The following is a 17,328-nucleotide window of genomic DNA, read 5'->3' as shown; positions in this document are numbered from 1 at the left end:
CGCCCCACTCCCTTGGTCTATATTTATGCAAAAAACCCTGCTGCTCGTTGACGGTTCCAGTTACCTTTACCGCGCCTTCCACGCGCTGCCCGACCTGCGCAGCCCGGACGGCCACCCCACCGGCGCCATGCACGGCATGGTCAACATGCTGCGCCGCCTGCGCGCCGACTATCCGGCCGCCTACATCGCCTGCGTGTTCGACGCCAAGGGCAAGACCTTCCGCGACGATATGTACCCCGAATACAAGGCCACGCGGGCCTCGATGCCGGACGACCTGCGCTTGCAGATCGAACCTATCCACCTGGCCGTCAAGGCCATGGGCTGGCCCATCCTGATGGTCGACGGCGTCGAGGCGGACGACGTGATCGGCACGCTGTCGGTGCAGGCCGCGCAGGCCGGCATGGACGTCATCGTCTCGACCGGCGACAAGGACCTGGCGCAGCTGGTCAACGAGCATGTCATGCTGATTAATACCATGAGCAACGAGAAGCTCGACGAAGCCGGCGTGCTGGCCAAGTTCGGCGTGCCGCCCAACCGCATCATCGACTACCTGACGCTGATCGGCGACACCGTCGACAACGTGCCCGGCGTGTCCAAGTGCGGGCCGAAGACGGCGCTCAAGTGGCTGGCCCTGTACGACAGCCTCGATGGCGTGATGGCCAACGCCGACAAGATCGGCGGCGCCGTCGGCGAAAACCTGCGCGCGGCGCTCGAGTGGCTGCCGAAAGGGCGCGAACTCATTACCGTGAAACTCGATTGCGACCTGTCGGCCCACATGATGACGATCGCCGAATCGCTGGTGGCGCGCGGCGAGGATCATGAAGCGCTGCTGGCCTTCTTCGGCCAGTACGGCTTCAAGACGCTGCTGCGGGAACTGGGCGGCGTCACGCCGGCCGCGCCCAGCGGCAGCGCCGCCTCGGCCTCCAAGCCGGCCACCGCCGCCGACACCACGCCCGCCGCCGGCGGCGCCGTCTCGGCCAACGGCGACCTGTTCGGCGCGCCGCCGGCCGTCAACGTCAACTACGAAACCGTGTTCACCGACGAGCAGCTCGACAAGTGGATCGCCCTGATCGACGCCGCCGAACTGACGGCGGTCGACACCGAGACCACGTCGCTGGAGCCGATGACGGCGCAGATGGTCGGCATTTCGCTGGCCGTGGAGTCGGGCGTGGCGGCCTACATCCCGATGGCGCACAGCTACGCCGGCGCGCCGGAGCAGCTCGCGCGCGAGCACGTGCTGGCCAGGCTGAAGCCGTGGCTGGAGGACGCCTCGAAGCCGAAGCTGGGCCAGAACCTGAAGTACGACAGCCATATCTTCGCCAACCACGGCGTGGCCCTGCGCGGCATCGTCCACGACACGCTGCTGCAATCGTATGTGTTCGAGTCGCACCGCACCCATGACATGGACAGCCTGGCGCTGCGCCACCTGAACCACACGACCATCCCCTTCGTCGACGTGTGCGGCAAGGGCGTCAACCGGATCACCTTCGACAAGGTGGAAATCGGCCGCGCCACCGCCTACGCCGCCGAGGACGCGGACATCACGCTGCGCCTGCACCTGGCGATGGTGGGCCACGTCAGCGGCGACGCCAAGCTGACCGCGATCTACAACACCATCGAGCTGCCGACCGCCATCGTGCTGCAAAAGATAGAGCGCAACGGCGTCCACATCGACGCCGGGCTGCTGGCGGCGCAGTCGACCGAACTGGGCGCCCGCATCGCCGAGCTGGAACTGAAGGCCCATGAACTGGCCGAGCAGCCCTTCAATCTCGGTTCGCCCAAGCAGATCGGCGAGATCTTCTTCGAGAAGCTGAAACTGCCGGTGGTGAAGAAGACGCCGAGCGGCGCGCCGTCGACCGACGAGGAGGTGCTGCAAAAGCTGGCCGAGGATTATCCGCTGCCCAAGGTGCTGCTGGAATACCGCAGCCTGTCCAAGCTCAAGTCGACCTACACCGACAAGCTGCCCAAGATGATCAACCTGGAGACGGGCCGGGTCCACACCAACTACGCGCAAGCGGTGGCGGTGACGGGGCGGCTGGCGTCGAACGATCCGAATCTGCAGAACATCCCGATCCGCACCAAGGAGGGCCGCCGCATCCGCGAAGCCTTCATCGCCGCGCCCGGCCACCACATCGTCTCGGCCGACTATTCGCAGATCGAGCTGCGCATCATGGCCCACATTTCGGGCGACGAAAACATGTTGCGCGCCTTCGCCGACGGCGTCGACATCCACCGCGCCACCGCCGCCGAAATCTTCGGCGTGGCGCCGGCCGACGTCAGCAGCGAGCAGCGGCGCTACGCCAAGGTCATCAACTTCGGCCTGATCTACGGCATGAGCGCCTTCGGCCTGGCCGGCAACCTGGGCATAGACCGCGCCGCCGCGCAGAACTACATCGAGCGCTATTTCGCGCGCTTCTCCGGCGTCAAGCAGTATATGGAAGACACGCGGGCCCAGGCCAAGGCGCGCGGCTACGTGGAAACCGTGTTCGGCCGCCGCCTGTGGCTGCCGGAGATTAATTCGCCGAACGGCCCGCGCCGCCAGGGCGCCGAACGGGCCGCCATCAACGCGCCCATGCAGGGCACGGCGGCCGACCTGATTAAGCTGGCGATGATCGCCGTGCAGGGCTGGCTCGAACGCGACGGCCTGGCCACGAAGATGATTATGCAGGTGCATGATGAACTGGTGCTGGAAGTGCCGGACGCCGAGCTGGCGCTGGTGCGCGAAAAACTGCCCGAGCTGATGGCCGGCGTGGCGCAGCTGAAGGTGCCGTTGACGGCGGAAGTCGGCGTCGGCAAAAACTGGGACGAGGCGCACTGACCTCGTTGTCATTGGTGTTTGCTATATTTCACAGGAGGAGACGCATGGAAAATCTGAAGCAGGATGCAGCCAGTCTGCTGGCTAAAACCGGTTTGTCCGACGGCGTGGACCGCCGCGGTTTCATCAAGGCCGCCGTCGGCACCGGCTTCGCCGTCGCCGCGCTGCCGGTGGTGGCGCAGACCATGATCCACACCGACACCGCCGGCCTCACCGCCGGCGTCGTCAAGGTCAATGTCGGCGGCGTGGACGTGCCGTTTTACCGCGCCCAGCCCGAGGGCAAGACCCATTTGCCGGTGGTACTGGTGATCTCCGAAATCTTCGGCCTGCACGAGCACATCGCCGACATGGCGCGCCGCTTCGCCAAGCTGGGCTACCTGGCGCTGGCGCCGGACCTGTTCGTGCGCCAGGGCGATCCGACGACGGCGCCGTCGATCGCGGACCTGATGAAGAACATCATCTCCAGGACGCCGGACCAGCAGGTGATGGGCGATCTCGACGCCATCGTCGCCTGGGCCAAGGCCAATGGCGGCGACGGCGACAAGATGGCCATCACCGGTTTCTGCTGGGGCGGGCGCATCACGTGGATGTACGCGGCCCACAATCCGGCGCTGAAAGCCGGCGTGGCCTGGTACGGCCGCCTGGTGGGCGAACCGAACGCCATGTCGCCGTCCAATCCGGTCGACATCGCGCCCACGCTCAAGGTGCCGGTGCTGGGCCTGTACGGTTTGAAGGACAGCGGCATCACGCAGGAGTCGATCGCGCAGATGAAAGCGCAGCTGGCCAAGGGCGGCGCGCCGTCGACCTTCGTCGTCTATCCCGACGCCGGCCATGCCTTCAACGCCGACTATCGTCCCAGCTACGTCGCCGCCGACGCCAAGGACGGCTTCCAGCGCACGCTGGCCTGGTTCCGGGAACACGGCGTGGCGTGAAATCAAGACGTATCGAGCAGGAATGCGGGCCGGGCGTTAGAATGACGCCCGGCCTGGGTTCCCGCCTGCGCATGCGATACCGGCGCAAGCCCCCCCCCCCGCTATAAGAGGTAAGAAAAATCGATCCAACACTCGTTTCCATTTTGCTGGCGACCACGGTCGCCGGCGTCGTCAGCATTTCCGCCGCCGCGGTGTTTTCGTTCGCGCTGCTGTCGAAGGTGGTCGAGCGCATGGTCAGCCTGTCGGTCGGGATCATGTTGTCGACGTCGCTGCTGCACGCGCTGCCGGAAGCGTTTGAATCGAAGGCCGATCCGCGCACCCTGTTCGCCACGCTGCTGGGCGGCCTGCTGACGTTCTTCATGCTGGAAAAGCTGGCGATTTTGCGCCACTCCCACCACCACGAGGGCGACGGCCACCACCACGCCCACGGCCACGACAAGCACAGCGCCGGCAAGGCCGGCTGGATGATCCTGATCGGCGACGGCATGCACAACTTCACCGACGGCATCCTGATCGCGGCGGCCTTCATCGCCAATCCGGAGCTGGGCCTGGTGACGGGGCTGGCCATCATCGCGCATGAAATTCCGCAGGAAATCGGCGACTTCATCGTGCTGCTCAACGCCGGTTTTTCACGCGCGCGGGCCTATGTGTTCAATTTGCTGTGCAGCCTGATGGCGATCGCCGGCGGCGTGCTCGGTTATTACACACTGGACCGCGCCAGCGGCCTGATACCGTATGTGCTGGTGTTCGCGTCGTCCGGCTTCATCTACATCGCCGTCGGCGACCTGATGCCGCAGATGCAGCGCCGCGCCACGCTGCGCGAAACCATACCGCAGGTGCTGCTGATCGGCGCCGGCATCGTCATGGTGCTGATCCTCACGCACGGCCATTAGCACGGTCGGCTGTCGCTCCATGCCAGGCCGCGCACTTCGCAGTGCGCGGCTTTTTTTATGTGCGCCGCCATGCCGTTGACACTGAGTGACCTGCCGCCCAGGCCGCTGTCCGCAGTGTGATAGGCAGGTCCATGATAAAGGAAAACGTAAAACCAATTGTCAAAATAATTTTAAAAAAACAACAATAAATCATGTCGGAAGTTAAAGCGATGGATGATGAATTTATGCTAACTGAAAATAGTTCATAGGGAATGCGACGAATATTTTCCAGTTGAAGATGCAATAATTTTGACAGATGGTAAAAATAAAGAAATAGCAATTATCGATGAGCGGTATTAATTTTATTCATACTCATACTCCGCTAAATCAGAGGAGTATTAATGAAATCACTAGCACTGCGCGCGCTGACCGTCGCCGGCTTGTCGGCGCTGTCGCTACCCGCCATGGCCGACGCCTACAGCCAGGTCAGCTTTGGCGGCGTGACCGTCACCCTGATCGATTTGAACCCCGGCGACGGCATCGCGCCATCGATCACCTTTTTGCCCAACGCCGACTTGTACGAGGGAAGCCACGTCTACGGCAATGTCGAGAGCTGGGCGCCGCGCGATCAATACCGTTCCTTTGACCATACAGGCAAGAACGCTGGCAGCAGCGTCGGCGACAGCACCGAGATCGGCGTGTCGCGCGTCGCCGGCAGCGTGACCGGCGCCGCCAACGGCGCCGGCTTCTCGGCCATGAGCCTGAGCGGCGCCGCCGCCAGCACCGTCGCCGGTCACGGTACCTACAATGGCTACGCGACGGTGCCCTTCACCGCCGATAACACGTCCTTCATCCTGTCGGCCCATACCCTGGTCAGCTTCTCGGCCAGCGCCGCGATCCAGACCGGTTTCACGGTGGGCTACACCGCCGGAGGGCTCGAAGGGGAGGCCGCCTACGGCAGCCTGGCGCTGTATGCCGGCGGCAGCCAGCCCGGCGACGCCAGCGACCTGGAACAGCAGTCCCTGGGTTTTGTCTATGGGACGGGCGACGCGCCGGGCGCGCAAGGCGGCACATGGAATGGCACGATGACGGCCAGTTACAGCAATCTCGGCAACGCCAGCGCCCTGGGCTCGTTCTATGCCGAGGCCGATATCGGTGGCCGTTCGGTGACATCGGCCGTGCCGGAGCCGTCCGGTTGCGGCATGCTGCTCGGCGGCATGGCCCTGCTGGCGGCGCTGGCGCGGCGCCGCCAGGCGCAATGACCCACCTGCCCACCTGCCCACCTGTTAATTTGCTAGGAGATCGAATGAAACGCATCACACGCCTCACCCTGGCAGCGGCCGCCGTTGCCGTTGCCACCGCCGGCGCCGCCCAGGCGGCGGCCACCAGCTCGGCCAGCTTTGGCAATCTGGTCATCACCCTCACCGACCTGGACCCGAACGACGGCATCGCGCCATCGCTGACCTTCCAGGTCAATGGTAAACCGTCCATCAGCGGCCAAACCCGCAGCTTTGGCGACGAACGCATCGAGCATGATTACGTCGACACGACGGTGGGGCAGCAGGGTGCGCTGTCCGGCTCGCTGAACGATGTGCTGGCGTCGAGCAAGGCCACGGTGAACAGCGTCGCCAATCTGGCGGGATTCAGTTCGATGGCGACGACGGGCGCGGCGCTGAGCACGGCCGACGGCTATGGCCTGTATTCCAGCAGCGCGTTCGGCGAGAGTCCCCTGATGAACACGTTCACGCTGTCGGCCAACACCAGGATCACGGTGACGGTCGATGCGGCGATATCGGTGCAGACCACGCTGGGCTATAACTCGGCCATCGGCCAGGACGAGCAAGCCAACGCTTCCTTGAGGCTGTTGCTCGGCCCCTTCGGCCCGGCGGGCACGGACCTGAACCAGAGTTTGAATGCCACGTTCGCTTATGCCGACGACGGCAGCATCATCGGGCAATCCGCGAGCTGGAGCGGGCCGATCTCGGTCAGCTACAGCAATCTGACGGCGTTCGACGCCACCGGAAAGTTCAATGCCGAAGTCTCCGTCTCCGGCTACTCGGCGCTGGCGGTGCCGGAGCCGGGCAGCTACGCCATGCTGCTGGCGGGGCTGGGCCTGGTCGGCTGGCGCGTCGGACGGCGCAAGGTTTAAGATGACGGCGCGGCGGCGCTTCGGCGCCACGGCGCAGGGCCGCTGAACGGCGCCGCATGATAAAAAAGCCGCGCACTTTGCAGTGCGCGGCTTTTTTTGTTGGGCGGCGAGGCGGGCGGGTCGGCGGCTGCGACATCGGGGTCAGACCCGGCTGTAGTTCAGTGGCCGCAGTTGCCGCCCGAACGCGGGGTCTGACCCCCGGCTTGATCCCGGGCTTGCCCGCCCATTCCTCGCGCTTACAACTTACAACTTACAACTTACAACTTACAACTTACAACTTAGAGCTTGCTGTCGCGCTTGGCGCGCACGGATGGGCTCAGGGCCGGCACGGTGTCGCCGGTGTCGATGTCGAACTCGGTGGTCGAGACCACGCGGCCGGCCGGGTTCAGCAGCTGCATGCCGCCCAGGAAGCGCTTGCCAGCGTCCAGACCCGACCAGTTCAGGGCGACGCTGGCGGTGCCGCCCAGCTTGACCTGGCCGGGCAGGCCCAGTTTCACATTGCCCTTGGTGTCGTTCGGGATCGCCATCGCATACGACAGGGTGTAGTTGGCCGACTTGCCGTTCTTGACCTTGAAGCCCATCACGCAGACCTTGACGATGCCGGTCGGCGGCGACGTCAGCGTGACGGTTTCGTTCGAGCCTTCGTTGCCGCTGTAGCCGAGCAGGCCGTCGCCCTGGTCGAAGACGGCCAGGTCGAGGTCGTCGTCGGCGCCGCCGTCGGTGTCGTGGTTGAACAGCTCGAAGCGCGCCACCATCGTGTTGCTCGGGATGCCCAGCGCCACTTCCTTGACGCCGGGACCGCGCGCCGCGCAAGCGGCCGACACGGCGTAGATGTCGCTCAGGGAGCCGGCCGGGGCCTGCGTGACCGTCTGCGCCACACGCGTCACTTCGCGCATGCCGGCGTGGGTCGCCGTCATCTTGCCGTCGAAGCCGGTGGCCACGCCGATCAGGCGCACGCCGCTGGCGCCGCTGGCGCTGACCAGGGCCGGGGCCACCGCGCCGCTGTTATAGCGCGCCTGCAGGGGACTGCGCACCTTGTGCTCGCCGTCGGTCCAGACCACGGTGCCGAATTTCCACAGGCCGTCGTCGGCCGTGGTGCGGCGCAGGTTGACGGTGTAGCTCTGGGTCTGGCCCGGGTCCAGCGTCAGCGTGGCCGGCGTCAGGGTGGCGGTGTAGCCGTCGATCTCGACCGTGCCGTTGTAGATGGCGGTGCTGGCGCCGACGTTGGTCACGCTGCGGCTGACGCTCTGGATGCCGACCACGCCGGGCAGGGTGATCGAGGCCAGGTTGAGGGCGTAGCCGGGCTGGGTGCCGCCGTCGCAGTCGCTGGCCTGGGCGGTGATGCCGCACATGTATTTCTTGTAGTCGGCGGCGCCGGCGTCGTACACCAGGCCGGGATCGGCGGCGCTGTTGGGCGTCACGTGGCCGGCGCCCTGGCCCCATGGCAGCGTGCCGTCCTGGTCGCCGGTCAGGCTGTTGGCGTGGACCGAGGTGGTGCTGGTCATCAGGGCCGACTTGATGGCGGCCGGCGACCAGTCGGGATGGCGCTGGCGCAGCAGCGCGCCCAGGCCGGCCACGTGCGGCGTGGCCATCGAGGTGCCCGACATATAGGTCGACACGCTGACCGCCGCGCCGTTGCCGGCGATGATGGCGTCATGGCCGGCCTGGTCCAGCGACGGCGCGACGCCGGCCAGGATGTCGACGCCGGGCGCCGTCATGTCGGGCTTGAGCACGCCGGCGTCGAAGGCGTTCGGTCCGCGCGACGAAAAGTCGGCCATCACCGGGCCCACCACGGGCGTGAGCACCGAGGCCGAGATGGCGGCCGTGGCGCCGGCGCCGCTGGCGTAGTCGGCGATCTGGTTGCCCGGGTCCATGTCCACGTGGACGGTGGGAATCGGGTAGACGTCGAGCACCTGGCCGCTGCCGTCGTCGATCAAGATCATGCCGACGCCGCCGGCGGTCCGCACCGCGACCGCCTTGTTGACGCGGCCGGCGCCGCCGCGGCGGCAGGCCACGATCTTGCCGGCCACCTTGGCCGGGTCCAGCGTGGGCAGCTCGTTGACTTCGTCGGCCGCGCGCCAGCACTGGGCGGCGTCGCTGGCGTTGGCGCCGGGCAGGGCGGCATCCTCGGCGCGGATGATGGCGGTGGCCGGCAGGGCGGCGATGTCGAGCGAGGTGCCGCTGACCTGGAAGCCGTTGCCGAGCGTGACGGTGGCCAGGTGGGCGCGGTCGTGGGTCGACGCGGCGACCGTGGTCAGCCACGGGCTGATGTGGGACACCGCCTGGTCCGGTCCGGCGTTGCCGCCGGCGGCGGCGATGAAGACGCCGGCTTCGGCGGCGTGGCGGAAGGCTTGCTCGACCGGATCGAGCACGCTGGCGCCGCCGCTGATCGAGTAGCTCAGCACGTCGACGCCGTCCTTGATGGCTTGTTCGATGGCGGCCATGCTGTCGCTGTTGTAGCAGGTGTTGGCCATGCCGGTGGTGCTCTCGAAGGGCCCGGCGTTGTAGGTCCAGCAAATCTTGTACATGGCCAGGCGGGCGCGCGGGGCGATGCCGCTGCGCTGGGCCAGCAGGTTGCCGCCGACGACGGCGTCGACACCGTTGTTGCCGGCCGCCGTGGACGAGGTGTGGGTGCCGTGGCCGCCGTCGCCGTTGGGCGCGCCCAGCGAGTCGCGCGGCGAGCGGAATTCGCTCGCGTGGATGGGGTTGCCGTTCGCGCGGAAGCCGTCGTCGAAGTAGCGCGCGCCGATCAGCTTGTTGTTGCAGTTGGCCGCCGTGAAGCCTTCGCCGGTCTGGCACTGGCCTTTCCATCTGGCCGGCGGCGCGCCGTAGGCCAGCGCGCCGGTGGCGGCGAAAGTGGGCCGGCCGCCGGCGTCGACGCGGTCGGCGTAGGACAGGTTTTCCGGCCAGATGCCGGTGTCGATGACGCCGATGATGACATCCTCGCCGGCGTGCTGCTTGCCGCCGAGCTGGTCCCACAGGCCGCCCGGCGCATCCAGGCCGAGGAAGGTCGGGGTGTAGTTGGTGAGTACGTGGCGCGCTTCGTCGGGGCTGATGCGGGCGACCTGGCCGCTGGCCTTGAGCGCGTGCACTTCGGCGTCCGTCAGGCGCGCGGCGAAGCCGTTGAAGACCAGCTGGTACTGGTGGCTGACGGGGGCGGCGGCGACCAGCGACTTGACGGCGTTTTGCTGGCGCGTCAGATAGCCGCTGTATTGCTGGACGGCGTCGGTGCCCAGGTCGATGCGCTGGCCGCTGGCGGCGTGGGTGGCGCGCAGGCCGGACAGGCCGCCGCTGTAGGCGGCGACGGGCTGGTCGGCCAGTTCGATCAGGTAGGGACGGCGCACATCGTCGGCGTGGGCGGCGCTCAGGCCGGCCAGCAGCGCCAGGACCGCGGCGGCGGTGGTGGAAACAGGACGTAGATGGTTCATGGGGATCCGAAAAAAAAAGGTGGACGGAAAGACGGTGGGCTTCGCGCTCAGCGCCTCGCGCCAAGCGGCTCGGGCGGCGACTCAGTTAGCTCAGTTAGCTCAGTTAGCTCGGTTAGCTCAGTTAGCTCAGTTAGCTCAGGCGGCTGGGCGGCGGCGGGCCAGCATGGCCAGCAGGCCGAGGCCGGCGGACAGGAATAGCCAGGCCGACGGTTCAGGCACGGCCGAGATGGTCAGATTGTCGAGCGCGAACTGGCCGCTGTTGTCGCCCAGCGCGCTGCACTGTCCCTGCGAGCAGGCGACGCCGGAAAAGCTCAGGCTGGCGAAGCCCTGGCCGGCGAACGGCGACTGGCTCAGGTAGCTGCCGAAGCGCAGGCTGCCGTCGGCCTGGGCCGCGAGGCCGAACTGTTCCTGCATCTTGGTGCCGTCGGCGCGCACGCCGACCACCGTCAGCAGGCCGGCCTGGAGCGGATAGCTGGCGCCGGCGTCGCCACCGATGAAGGCGGCGTCGAAGCTGCGCAGCGCGATCAGCTGGCCGCCGGCGACGGCGTTGATGGTCAGCGCACCGTCGTTGAGGGCGGCGTAATAATGGCTGTTGTCGCCCTTGGGACAGGCCATGGCGGAGCACAGGCCGTCGCCGGCGGCGCCGTCGACCACAGCGCCGGCGTAGCCGCCGTTGCTGCCGATGCCGGTCAGCAGCATGCCGTTTTGCACCAGGGTGTCCTGGTCGAAAACGATGGTGGGGTCCAGGCTGTCGAAGTCGATGGTCGCGGCGCCGGCGGCCAGCGGCAGGGCCGCGGCCAGCAGCAGCGCGGTGCCGCCCAACAGCTGTGTCAGCGCGGTCGGCGCTCGCTTGCCGGCATGTGCCGGTCCAGGTGCTGCATCTGCCATAAATCTCTCCCGTGGTGTGTATGTGCGTGCTGCACGTGATGAAACTGACCCTATGGTTTTTGGATTGGGTTTCAAAAAACTATAGCAATTGGAGCAACCAAAATGGAGAAAACTTTTGGTAAATTGTTACGATAATTACATTAAAACAACGGTAAAATGTGACTTTTGGTGAGAGTTTTTCTTAATCGGCGTCGCTAAGCTGAGCCGATTTCATAGGCAAACCGCGCAATATTTTTTGTATTAAGTTTTAAGCATTTTTGACGAATGGTAAAAATATAAAAATGCTAATGGTATAGACAGATGGTATTTTTTTTGACCATACTGGGATCCCCGTTAATCAAGAGGAGGATCAATGAAATCCGTCACAATGCACGTGCTCGCGGCCGCCTGTTTGTCGGCGCTGGCCGCCCCCGCCATGGCTGACGCCTACAGCACCGTTAGCTTCGGCAACGTCACCATCACGCTCACCGACCTCAATTCCGGCGACGGCATCGCGCCATCGATCACCTTCCTGCCGAACGCCAATCAGTACGAGGGCAACCACATCTACGGCGAGGCCGAAAGCTGGGCCCCCCGCGACACCTATCTGACCATGGACCACACCAGCAAGGTCATCGGCAAGAGCCTCAGCGACACCATCGACACCGGCACCGCGGCGTCCTCCGCCAGCATCGTCGGCTCGTCCAGCGGCGCCGGTTTTTCGTCCATGAGTTTGAGCGCCAGCGCCGCCAGCGGCGTCGATGCCCACGGCCGCTATTTCGGCTACGCGACGGTGCCGTTCACCGTCGACAACACGTCCTTCATCCTGTCGGCCAACACCATGGTCAGCTTTTCGGCCAAGGCCGCGATCAACACCGATTTCACGGTGGGCTACACCGCCGGCGCGCTCGAAGGCGAGATGGCCTACGGCCGCCTGACGCTGTACGCCGGCGGCAGCAATGCCGGCGACGCCACCGACATGGAAGAACAGGTTCAAAGCGTGTACTACCTCGACGGCGGCCCGTCCGGTGCGCAGAGCGCGCAGTGGAATGGCACGATGACGGCCAGTTACAGCAACCTGGGCAGCACCAGCGCCACCGGCCAGTTCTATGCCGAAGCGGAAGTCGGCGGCCGCTCGGTGGTGCTGGCCGCCGTGCCGGAACCGTCCAGCTACGCCATGCTGCTGGGCGGCCTGGCCGTCATGGGCGCGCTGGCGCGCCGCCGCAAGGCATCCTGAACAATCGCTAATCTGCAAGGAGATGGAATGAAACGTATCGCACGCAGCACCCTGGCGGCGGCCTGCGCCGCCGCCGTTGTCGCCGTAGCCGCCGCCGGTCCGGCCCACGCGGCCGCCAGCAGTTCAGCCACTTTCGGCAACCTGACCATCACGCTCACCGACCTCGATCCGAACGACGGCATCGCGCCGTCGCTGATCTACCAGGCCGATGCCCAGCCGACCATCATGGGTGAAACCCGCAGCTTCGGCGATGAATTCGTCCAGCACACCTTCAACAAGGTGCTGGTCGGGCAGCAGGGCGGCCTGAACGGCGCGCTGAACGACGAGCTGGCCAGCAGCAATGCGTCGCTGACCAGCGCCGTCACCCTGGCCGGCTTCAGCTCGGCGTCGGCGTCGGGCAAGGCGCTCAGCACCGTCGACGGCAATGGCCGTTATTTCGCCGAGGCGACCGGCCAGGATCCCTACATGAATTCCTTCACGCTGTCGGCCAACACCATGATGACGATAACGGTCAACGGCTCGGCCAGGGCGCAGACCACGATAGGCTATAACCTCGACGCCTTCCAGGCCGAGGAGGCCAATGCCCACCTGTTCCTCGACATCGAGGCCTACACCGACAACGGTACCTACGTCGGCGGCTATCAGGAAACGACGTTGCAGGCGCTGTACGAGGTCAAGGACGACGGCAGCGTCGTCGGACAGACGCAGAGCTGGGATGGCCAGATGTCGGCCAGCTTCAGCAACAAGACGGGGCAGTCGGCCAGCGGCTTCTTCGTCGCCGACGTCGATGTCAGCGGCCTCTCGTCGGTGGCGGCGGTGCCCGAGCCGGAGACTTACGCCATGCTGATGGCGGGGCTGGCGCTGGTCGGCTGGGGTGCCAAACGGGCCAAGCGCCGCCAGGCTTGATGCCCGGACGCCCGCACGCCGGAGCCGGCGGCGGGGTCGGGCGGCGCTAGTGCTGCCAGCGCCTCATGCCGTCCCGGTCGCCACCGGCCGGGCCGGATCGGCGCACCACTCGCTCCACGAGCCGGGATACAGCGCCGCGCCGGGCAGTCCCGCCACTTCCAGCGCCAGCAGGTTGTGGCAGGCCGTCACGCCGGAGCCGCACTGCATGATGGCGGCCGTCGCCGGTTCGGCGATGGCGGCCCACTCCAGTTTCAGCTGGGCGGCGGTTTTGAAGCGGTCGTCGGGTGCCAGATTGTCCTTGAAGAAGCGGTTCTTCGCGCCCGGAATATGGCCGCCGACCGGATCGATGGTTTCGTTCTCGCCACGGTAGCGCTCCGGCGCGCGGGCGTCGACCACGGTGCGGGCGTGGCTGCGCAGATTGGCCAGCACCTCGGCCACCGTCACGGTTTTGGTCAGCGTCGGCTTCTCGCCGAGATGGCCGCGCGGGCGCGCCGCCACCGGCGTCACCAGCGGCAGTCCCTGCGACTGCCACGCGGCCAGGCCGCCGTCGAGCACGGCCACGGCCGGATGGCCTATCCAGCGCAGCAACCACCACAGGCGCGCCGCGTACATGCCGCCGTGGGCGTCATAGGCCACCACTTGCGTGTCGTCGTTGATGCCCCAGTCGCGCAGCGCCTCGATCAGCGCGGCGCGGTCCGGCAGTGGATGGCGGCCGTGGAACACGCCGTCGGCGCCCGTTTTGGCGCCGGACAGCTCATCGTCGATGCCGGCGAACTGCGCGTTCTGGATATGGCCGATGGCGTAGCCGTCGCGCCCCGCGTCCGGGTTCATCAAATCGTGGCGGCAGTCCAGGATGACCCAGGCCGGATCGGTCACGTGCGGGGCCAGGGTGGCGGCGTCGATAAGCGTGGTGTGCATGGCGGGCGTCCTCAAGGTGCTTGCGATTGGCGGGCGAGCGGACCGGCGGACGATGGCCAGCCCGTGTTCGGCATCGCGGGTATTGTAAAACGTCGCGGCCGGGCCGGACAACACAAAGACCCCGGTTTGAGGCCCGGTCTTGACCCCGATGGCCGGGGACAGGTGCCTACCCGGCCGCCTACACGTCGATATTGGCCCGATACCACTCATGGAAGTGCTGCATGCCGTCTTCCATCGGCGACTGGTAAGGTCCGGCGTCCGTGGTGCCGCGCTTGAGCAGCACCTTGCGGCCGGCGTCCATGCGCAGCGCGATCTCGTCGTCCTCGACGCAGGTTTCCATGTAGGCGGCCCGTTCGGCCTCGATGAATTCGCGCTCGAACAGCACGATCTCCTCGGGATAATAAAATTCCACCACGTTGCGGGTGCGCTGCGGGCCGTCCGGCCACAGGGTCGACACGATCAGCACATGCGGATACCACTCGACCATGATGTTGGGATACAGCGTCAGCCAGATCGCGCCATACGGCGGCGGTTCGCCGCCGCGGAACTTCAGCACCTGCTCCTGCCAGCGCTTGTAAATCTCCGAGCCCGATTTCAGCAGGCCCTTGTTCACGCCCACGGTCTGCACGCTGTAGTCGCGGCCGAATTCCCAGCGCAGGTCGTCGCAGCTGACAAAGCCGCCCAGGCCCGGATGGAAGGGTTCGACGTGATAATCTTCCAGATAGACTTCGATGAACGTCTTCCAGTTGTATTTGCAGGTCTGGACTTCGACGTGGTCGAACATATAGCCGGAAAAATCGAGATCCTTGGTCACCGACAGCTGCGACAGCTTGTCCATGACGTTGTAGCCGTTCTGCTCGAACAGCAGGCCGTTCCAGTTTTGCAGCCCGGTCTTGGGCAGGTTCAAACACGGCGTTTCGGCGAAGTGGGGCGCGCCGATCAGCTCGCCCTTCAAGTCGTAGGTCCAGCGGTGCAGCGGGCAGACGATGTTGTTGGCGTTGCCGCGGCCGTTGAACATCAGCGCCTGGCGGTGGCGGCAGACGTTCGACAGCAGCTCGATCCCGTTTGCGTTGCGCACCAGCATACGCCCTTCATCTTCGGAGACGAGGGTCGCAAAATCGCCGCTATTGGGCACCATCAGCTCATGCCCGACGTAGCGCGGGGCGGCCTGGAACAGTTGCTGCATTTCGCGCTGCAACAGCGCTTCGTCAAAATAGACGCTTACCGGAAGTTGCGCGTTCGAGCGCGCGAGCTTGGCGTGGGTCCCCACATCGGACATCCCAACCCCCTTAATATGTGCATCAAACCAAAGAGTGACAGTCTCCGTAAAGACCTGAATTCAAGTTTTTGAAATGGTATTTCGGACAGAACCGGCGATTATACCGTGGATCGGCGCCATTTCGCAGCATCGTCCGCCAGATTGCAACCGAGAAGCTTGCACGAAAGGCATGATCCTCCCCGAAATGACAAGGGTTGCGATAAACTCTGGTCATATTACCAATGTGTGACACAGGGCGCGGACGGTGTTCCGCTTGTGTTCCGGCGCGCTTTAATTCCACTTGATAAGGTGGTTTGTTCTAAAATATCGGGCTACACTGGGTCGGGCTGTTGCTGCGCCCGACTTTTGCCCACGGATTTGAGTGCCTATGCCTAAGAAATTAACCGCCGAGACGAGCATCGCCCCGGCCTCGTTTGAAATCGCGATGGCCGAGCTGGCGCAGCTGGTGAGCCAGATGGAAGCCGGCCAGCTGCCGCTGGAAGCGTCGGTGGCCGCCTACCAGCGCGGCTCCGAGCTCGTCAAGTTCTGCGCCACCCAGCTCGACAAGGTGGAGGCGCAGGTCAAGGTGCTGGAGGGCGACATGCTCAAACCCTACGCCGACGCCGACGAGGGCGCGCAATGACGGCCGGCTTCGACGACTGGATGACGACGGTGCAAGCCCGGGTCGAAAGCGATCTGGATGGATTCCTGCCGGCCGCCGGCGCGCTGCCGGCCCGCTTGCACGAAGCCATGCGCTACGCGCTGCTGGGCGGCGGCAAGCGCGTGCGGCCGCTGCTGGTCTACGCGGCCGGCGCCCTGTTCGGCGCCGACGCGCCAGCGCTGAGCCGCGCGGCGGCGGCGGTGGAAATGATCCACGCTTATTCGCTGGTGCACGACGACATGCCCTGCATGGACGACGACGCGTTGCGGCGCGGCAAGCCGACCGTCCACGTGGCCTACGACGAGGCGACGGCGCTGCTGGTCGGCGACGCCCTGCAGTCGCAAGCCTTCCTGGTGCTGGCCGAAGCGGACGGCGTGCCCGCCGCGCGCCAGGTGGCGATGCTGCGCCTGCTGGCCCAGGCCGCCGGCTCGGCCGGCATGTGCGGCGGCCAGGCCATCGACCTGGCCAGCGTCGGCGTCAGCCTGACCCTGGCCCAGCTCGAGCAAATGCACCAGCTGAAAACCGGCGCCCTGTTGCGCGCCGCCGTGGTGCTGGGCGCGCTGGCGGGCAAGGAACTGGCCGCCGTGGAAATCGCGGCCCTGAACGACTACGCGCGCGCCATCGGCCTGGCCTTCCAGGTGGTCGACGACGTGCTCGACGCGACGGCCGATTCGGCCACGCTGGGCAAGACCGCCGGCAAGGACGCGGCCGACAACAAGCCGACCTATGTGTCGATACTGGGTCTGGGACCGTCGCGCGCGCTGGCGCAACAATTGCGGCTCGATGCGCACGCAGCGCTCGCGCCGTTCGGTGAACAAGCCCTGCGGTTACGCGAACTCGCGGATTTAATCGTGCAGCGGAAGGCATAAATGAACTTGCTCGAACATATCAACTCCCCGGCCGACGTGCGCAAGCTGGCGCGCCACCAACTGACGCCGCTGGCCCACGAACTGCGCGGCTACCTGCTCGACTCCGTGTCCAAGACGGGCGGCCATCTGTCGTCCAACCTCGGCACCGTCGAACTGACGGTGGCGCTGCACTATGTGTTCAACACGCCGCACGACCGCATCGTGTGGGACGTCGGCCACCAGACGTATTCGCACAAAATCCTCACCGGCCGGCGCGAGCGCATGCACACGCTGCGCCAGCAGGGCGGCATCTCCGGCTTCCCGCGCCGCGTCGAAAGCGAATACGACACCTTCGGCACGGCCCACTCGTCGACGTCGATCTCGGCCGCGCTGGGCATGGCGCAGGCGGCCAAGATCAAGGGCGAGCACCGCCACGC

The 17,328-nt window shown here is 65.9% G+C and carries 14 protein-coding genes; 10 read left to right on the top strand and 4 right to left on the bottom strand.

Going from position 1 to position 17,328, the window contains the following annotated elements:
* Positions 1-25 precede the first annotated feature (25 nt).
* The 5 genes from polA to Q0S71_RS07400 all read left to right on the top strand — a co-directional run bounded on the left by polA (position 26) and on the right by Q0S71_RS07400 (position 6,768).
* Positions 26-2,818 (top strand): DNA polymerase I, encoded by a 2,793-nt coding sequence (gene polA, locus Q0S71_RS07420; protein WP_295993607.1) that lies wholly within the window; start codon positions 26-28, stop codon positions 2,816-2,818.
* A gap of 44 nt (positions 2,819-2,862) precedes the next feature.
* Positions 2,863-3,747, top strand: a complete 885-nt coding sequence (locus Q0S71_RS07415) for a dienelactone hydrolase family protein (RefSeq protein ID WP_295993603.1) — start codon at positions 2,863-2,865, stop codon at positions 3,745-3,747.
* Positions 3,748-3,890: 143 nt separating this feature from the next.
* Entirely contained in the window at positions 3,891-4,640 is a 750-nt protein-coding gene (locus tag Q0S71_RS07410; protein WP_295993600.1) for a ZIP family metal transporter, read from the top strand.
* Positions 4,641-5,020: 380 nt separating this feature from the next.
* On the top strand, positions 5,021-5,881 hold the full coding sequence (locus Q0S71_RS07405) for a hypothetical protein (RefSeq protein WP_295993596.1): 861 nt from the start codon (positions 5,021-5,023) through the stop codon (positions 5,879-5,881).
* A 44-nt stretch (positions 5,882-5,925) separates the two neighbouring features.
* Positions 5,926-6,768 carry a PEP-CTERM sorting domain-containing protein gene (locus tag Q0S71_RS07400; RefSeq protein ID WP_295993592.1) on the top strand — a complete coding sequence of 281 codons (843 nt, stop codon included), beginning with the start codon at positions 5,926-5,928 and terminating at the stop codon, positions 6,766-6,768.
* 278 nt (positions 6,769-7,046) lie between these two features.
* On the opposite strand, the gene Q0S71_RS07395 is transcribed toward Q0S71_RS07400, so the two are convergent.
* Together Q0S71_RS07395 and Q0S71_RS07390 are read right to left on the bottom strand one after the other, a co-directional pair.
* The gene (locus tag Q0S71_RS07395; RefSeq protein ID WP_295993590.1) at positions 7,047-10,196 is read right to left on the bottom strand and encodes a S8 family serine peptidase; all 3,150 of its coding nucleotides are present in this window, start codon (positions 10,194-10,196) and stop codon (positions 7,047-7,049) included.
* Positions 10,197-10,331: 135 nt separating this feature from the next.
* Positions 10,332-11,084, bottom strand: coding sequence for an NF038120 family PEP-CTERM protein (locus tag Q0S71_RS07390; RefSeq protein WP_295993588.1), 753 nt, complete (start codon positions 11,082-11,084; stop codon positions 10,332-10,334).
* A gap of 352 nt (positions 11,085-11,436) precedes the next feature.
* On the opposite strand from Q0S71_RS07390, the gene Q0S71_RS07385 reads away from it, so the two are divergent.
* Together Q0S71_RS07385 and Q0S71_RS07380 are read left to right on the top strand one after the other, a co-directional pair.
* On the top strand, positions 11,437-12,300 hold the full coding sequence (locus Q0S71_RS07385; protein ID WP_295993585.1) for a PEP-CTERM sorting domain-containing protein: 864 nt from the start codon (positions 11,437-11,439) through the stop codon (positions 12,298-12,300).
* A 27-nt stretch (positions 12,301-12,327) separates the two neighbouring features.
* On the top strand, positions 12,328-13,206 hold the full coding sequence (locus Q0S71_RS07380; protein WP_295993582.1) for a PEP-CTERM sorting domain-containing protein: 879 nt from the start codon (positions 12,328-12,330) through the stop codon (positions 13,204-13,206).
* 63 nt (positions 13,207-13,269) lie between these two features.
* Here Q0S71_RS07380 and Q0S71_RS07375 read toward each other — a convergent pair whose 3' ends face one another.
* Positions 13,270-14,124, bottom strand: a complete 855-nt coding sequence (locus tag Q0S71_RS07375; RefSeq protein WP_295993579.1) for a sulfurtransferase — start codon at positions 14,122-14,124, stop codon at positions 13,270-13,272.
* Between the two features lie 178 nt (positions 14,125-14,302).
* Positions 14,303-15,403, bottom strand: coding sequence for an aromatic ring-hydroxylating dioxygenase subunit alpha (locus Q0S71_RS07370; RefSeq protein WP_295993576.1), 1,101 nt, complete (start codon positions 15,401-15,403; stop codon positions 14,303-14,305).
* Positions 15,404-15,770: 367 nt separating this feature from the next.
* Between Q0S71_RS07370 and Q0S71_RS07365 the strand changes: the two genes are divergently transcribed.
* From Q0S71_RS07365 to Q0S71_RS07355, 3 genes are all read left to right on the top strand, one after another.
* Positions 15,771-16,025, top strand: coding sequence for an exodeoxyribonuclease VII small subunit (locus tag Q0S71_RS07365; RefSeq protein ID WP_295993573.1), 255 nt, complete (start codon positions 15,771-15,773; stop codon positions 16,023-16,025).
* Positions 16,022-16,912 (top strand): polyprenyl synthetase family protein, encoded by an 891-nt coding sequence (locus Q0S71_RS07360; protein ID WP_295993571.1) that lies wholly within the window; start codon positions 16,022-16,024, stop codon positions 16,910-16,912. Before Q0S71_RS07365 ends, Q0S71_RS07360 begins: the two co-directional genes overlap by 4 nt.
* Positions 16,913-17,328 (top strand): 1-deoxy-D-xylulose-5-phosphate synthase N-terminal domain-containing protein (locus Q0S71_RS07355; protein WP_295993568.1); only part of this gene is annotated, 416 nt, incomplete at its 3' end. It lies immediately after the preceding gene.

The organism is Rugamonas sp. (genome assembly GCF_025354735.1).
Taxonomy (GTDB): domain Bacteria; phylum Pseudomonadota; class Gammaproteobacteria; order Burkholderiales; family Burkholderiaceae_D; genus Rugamonas.
Note: the sequence above shows the minus strand (reverse complement) of the source record. Positions and strands in the feature narration are given on the sequence as shown.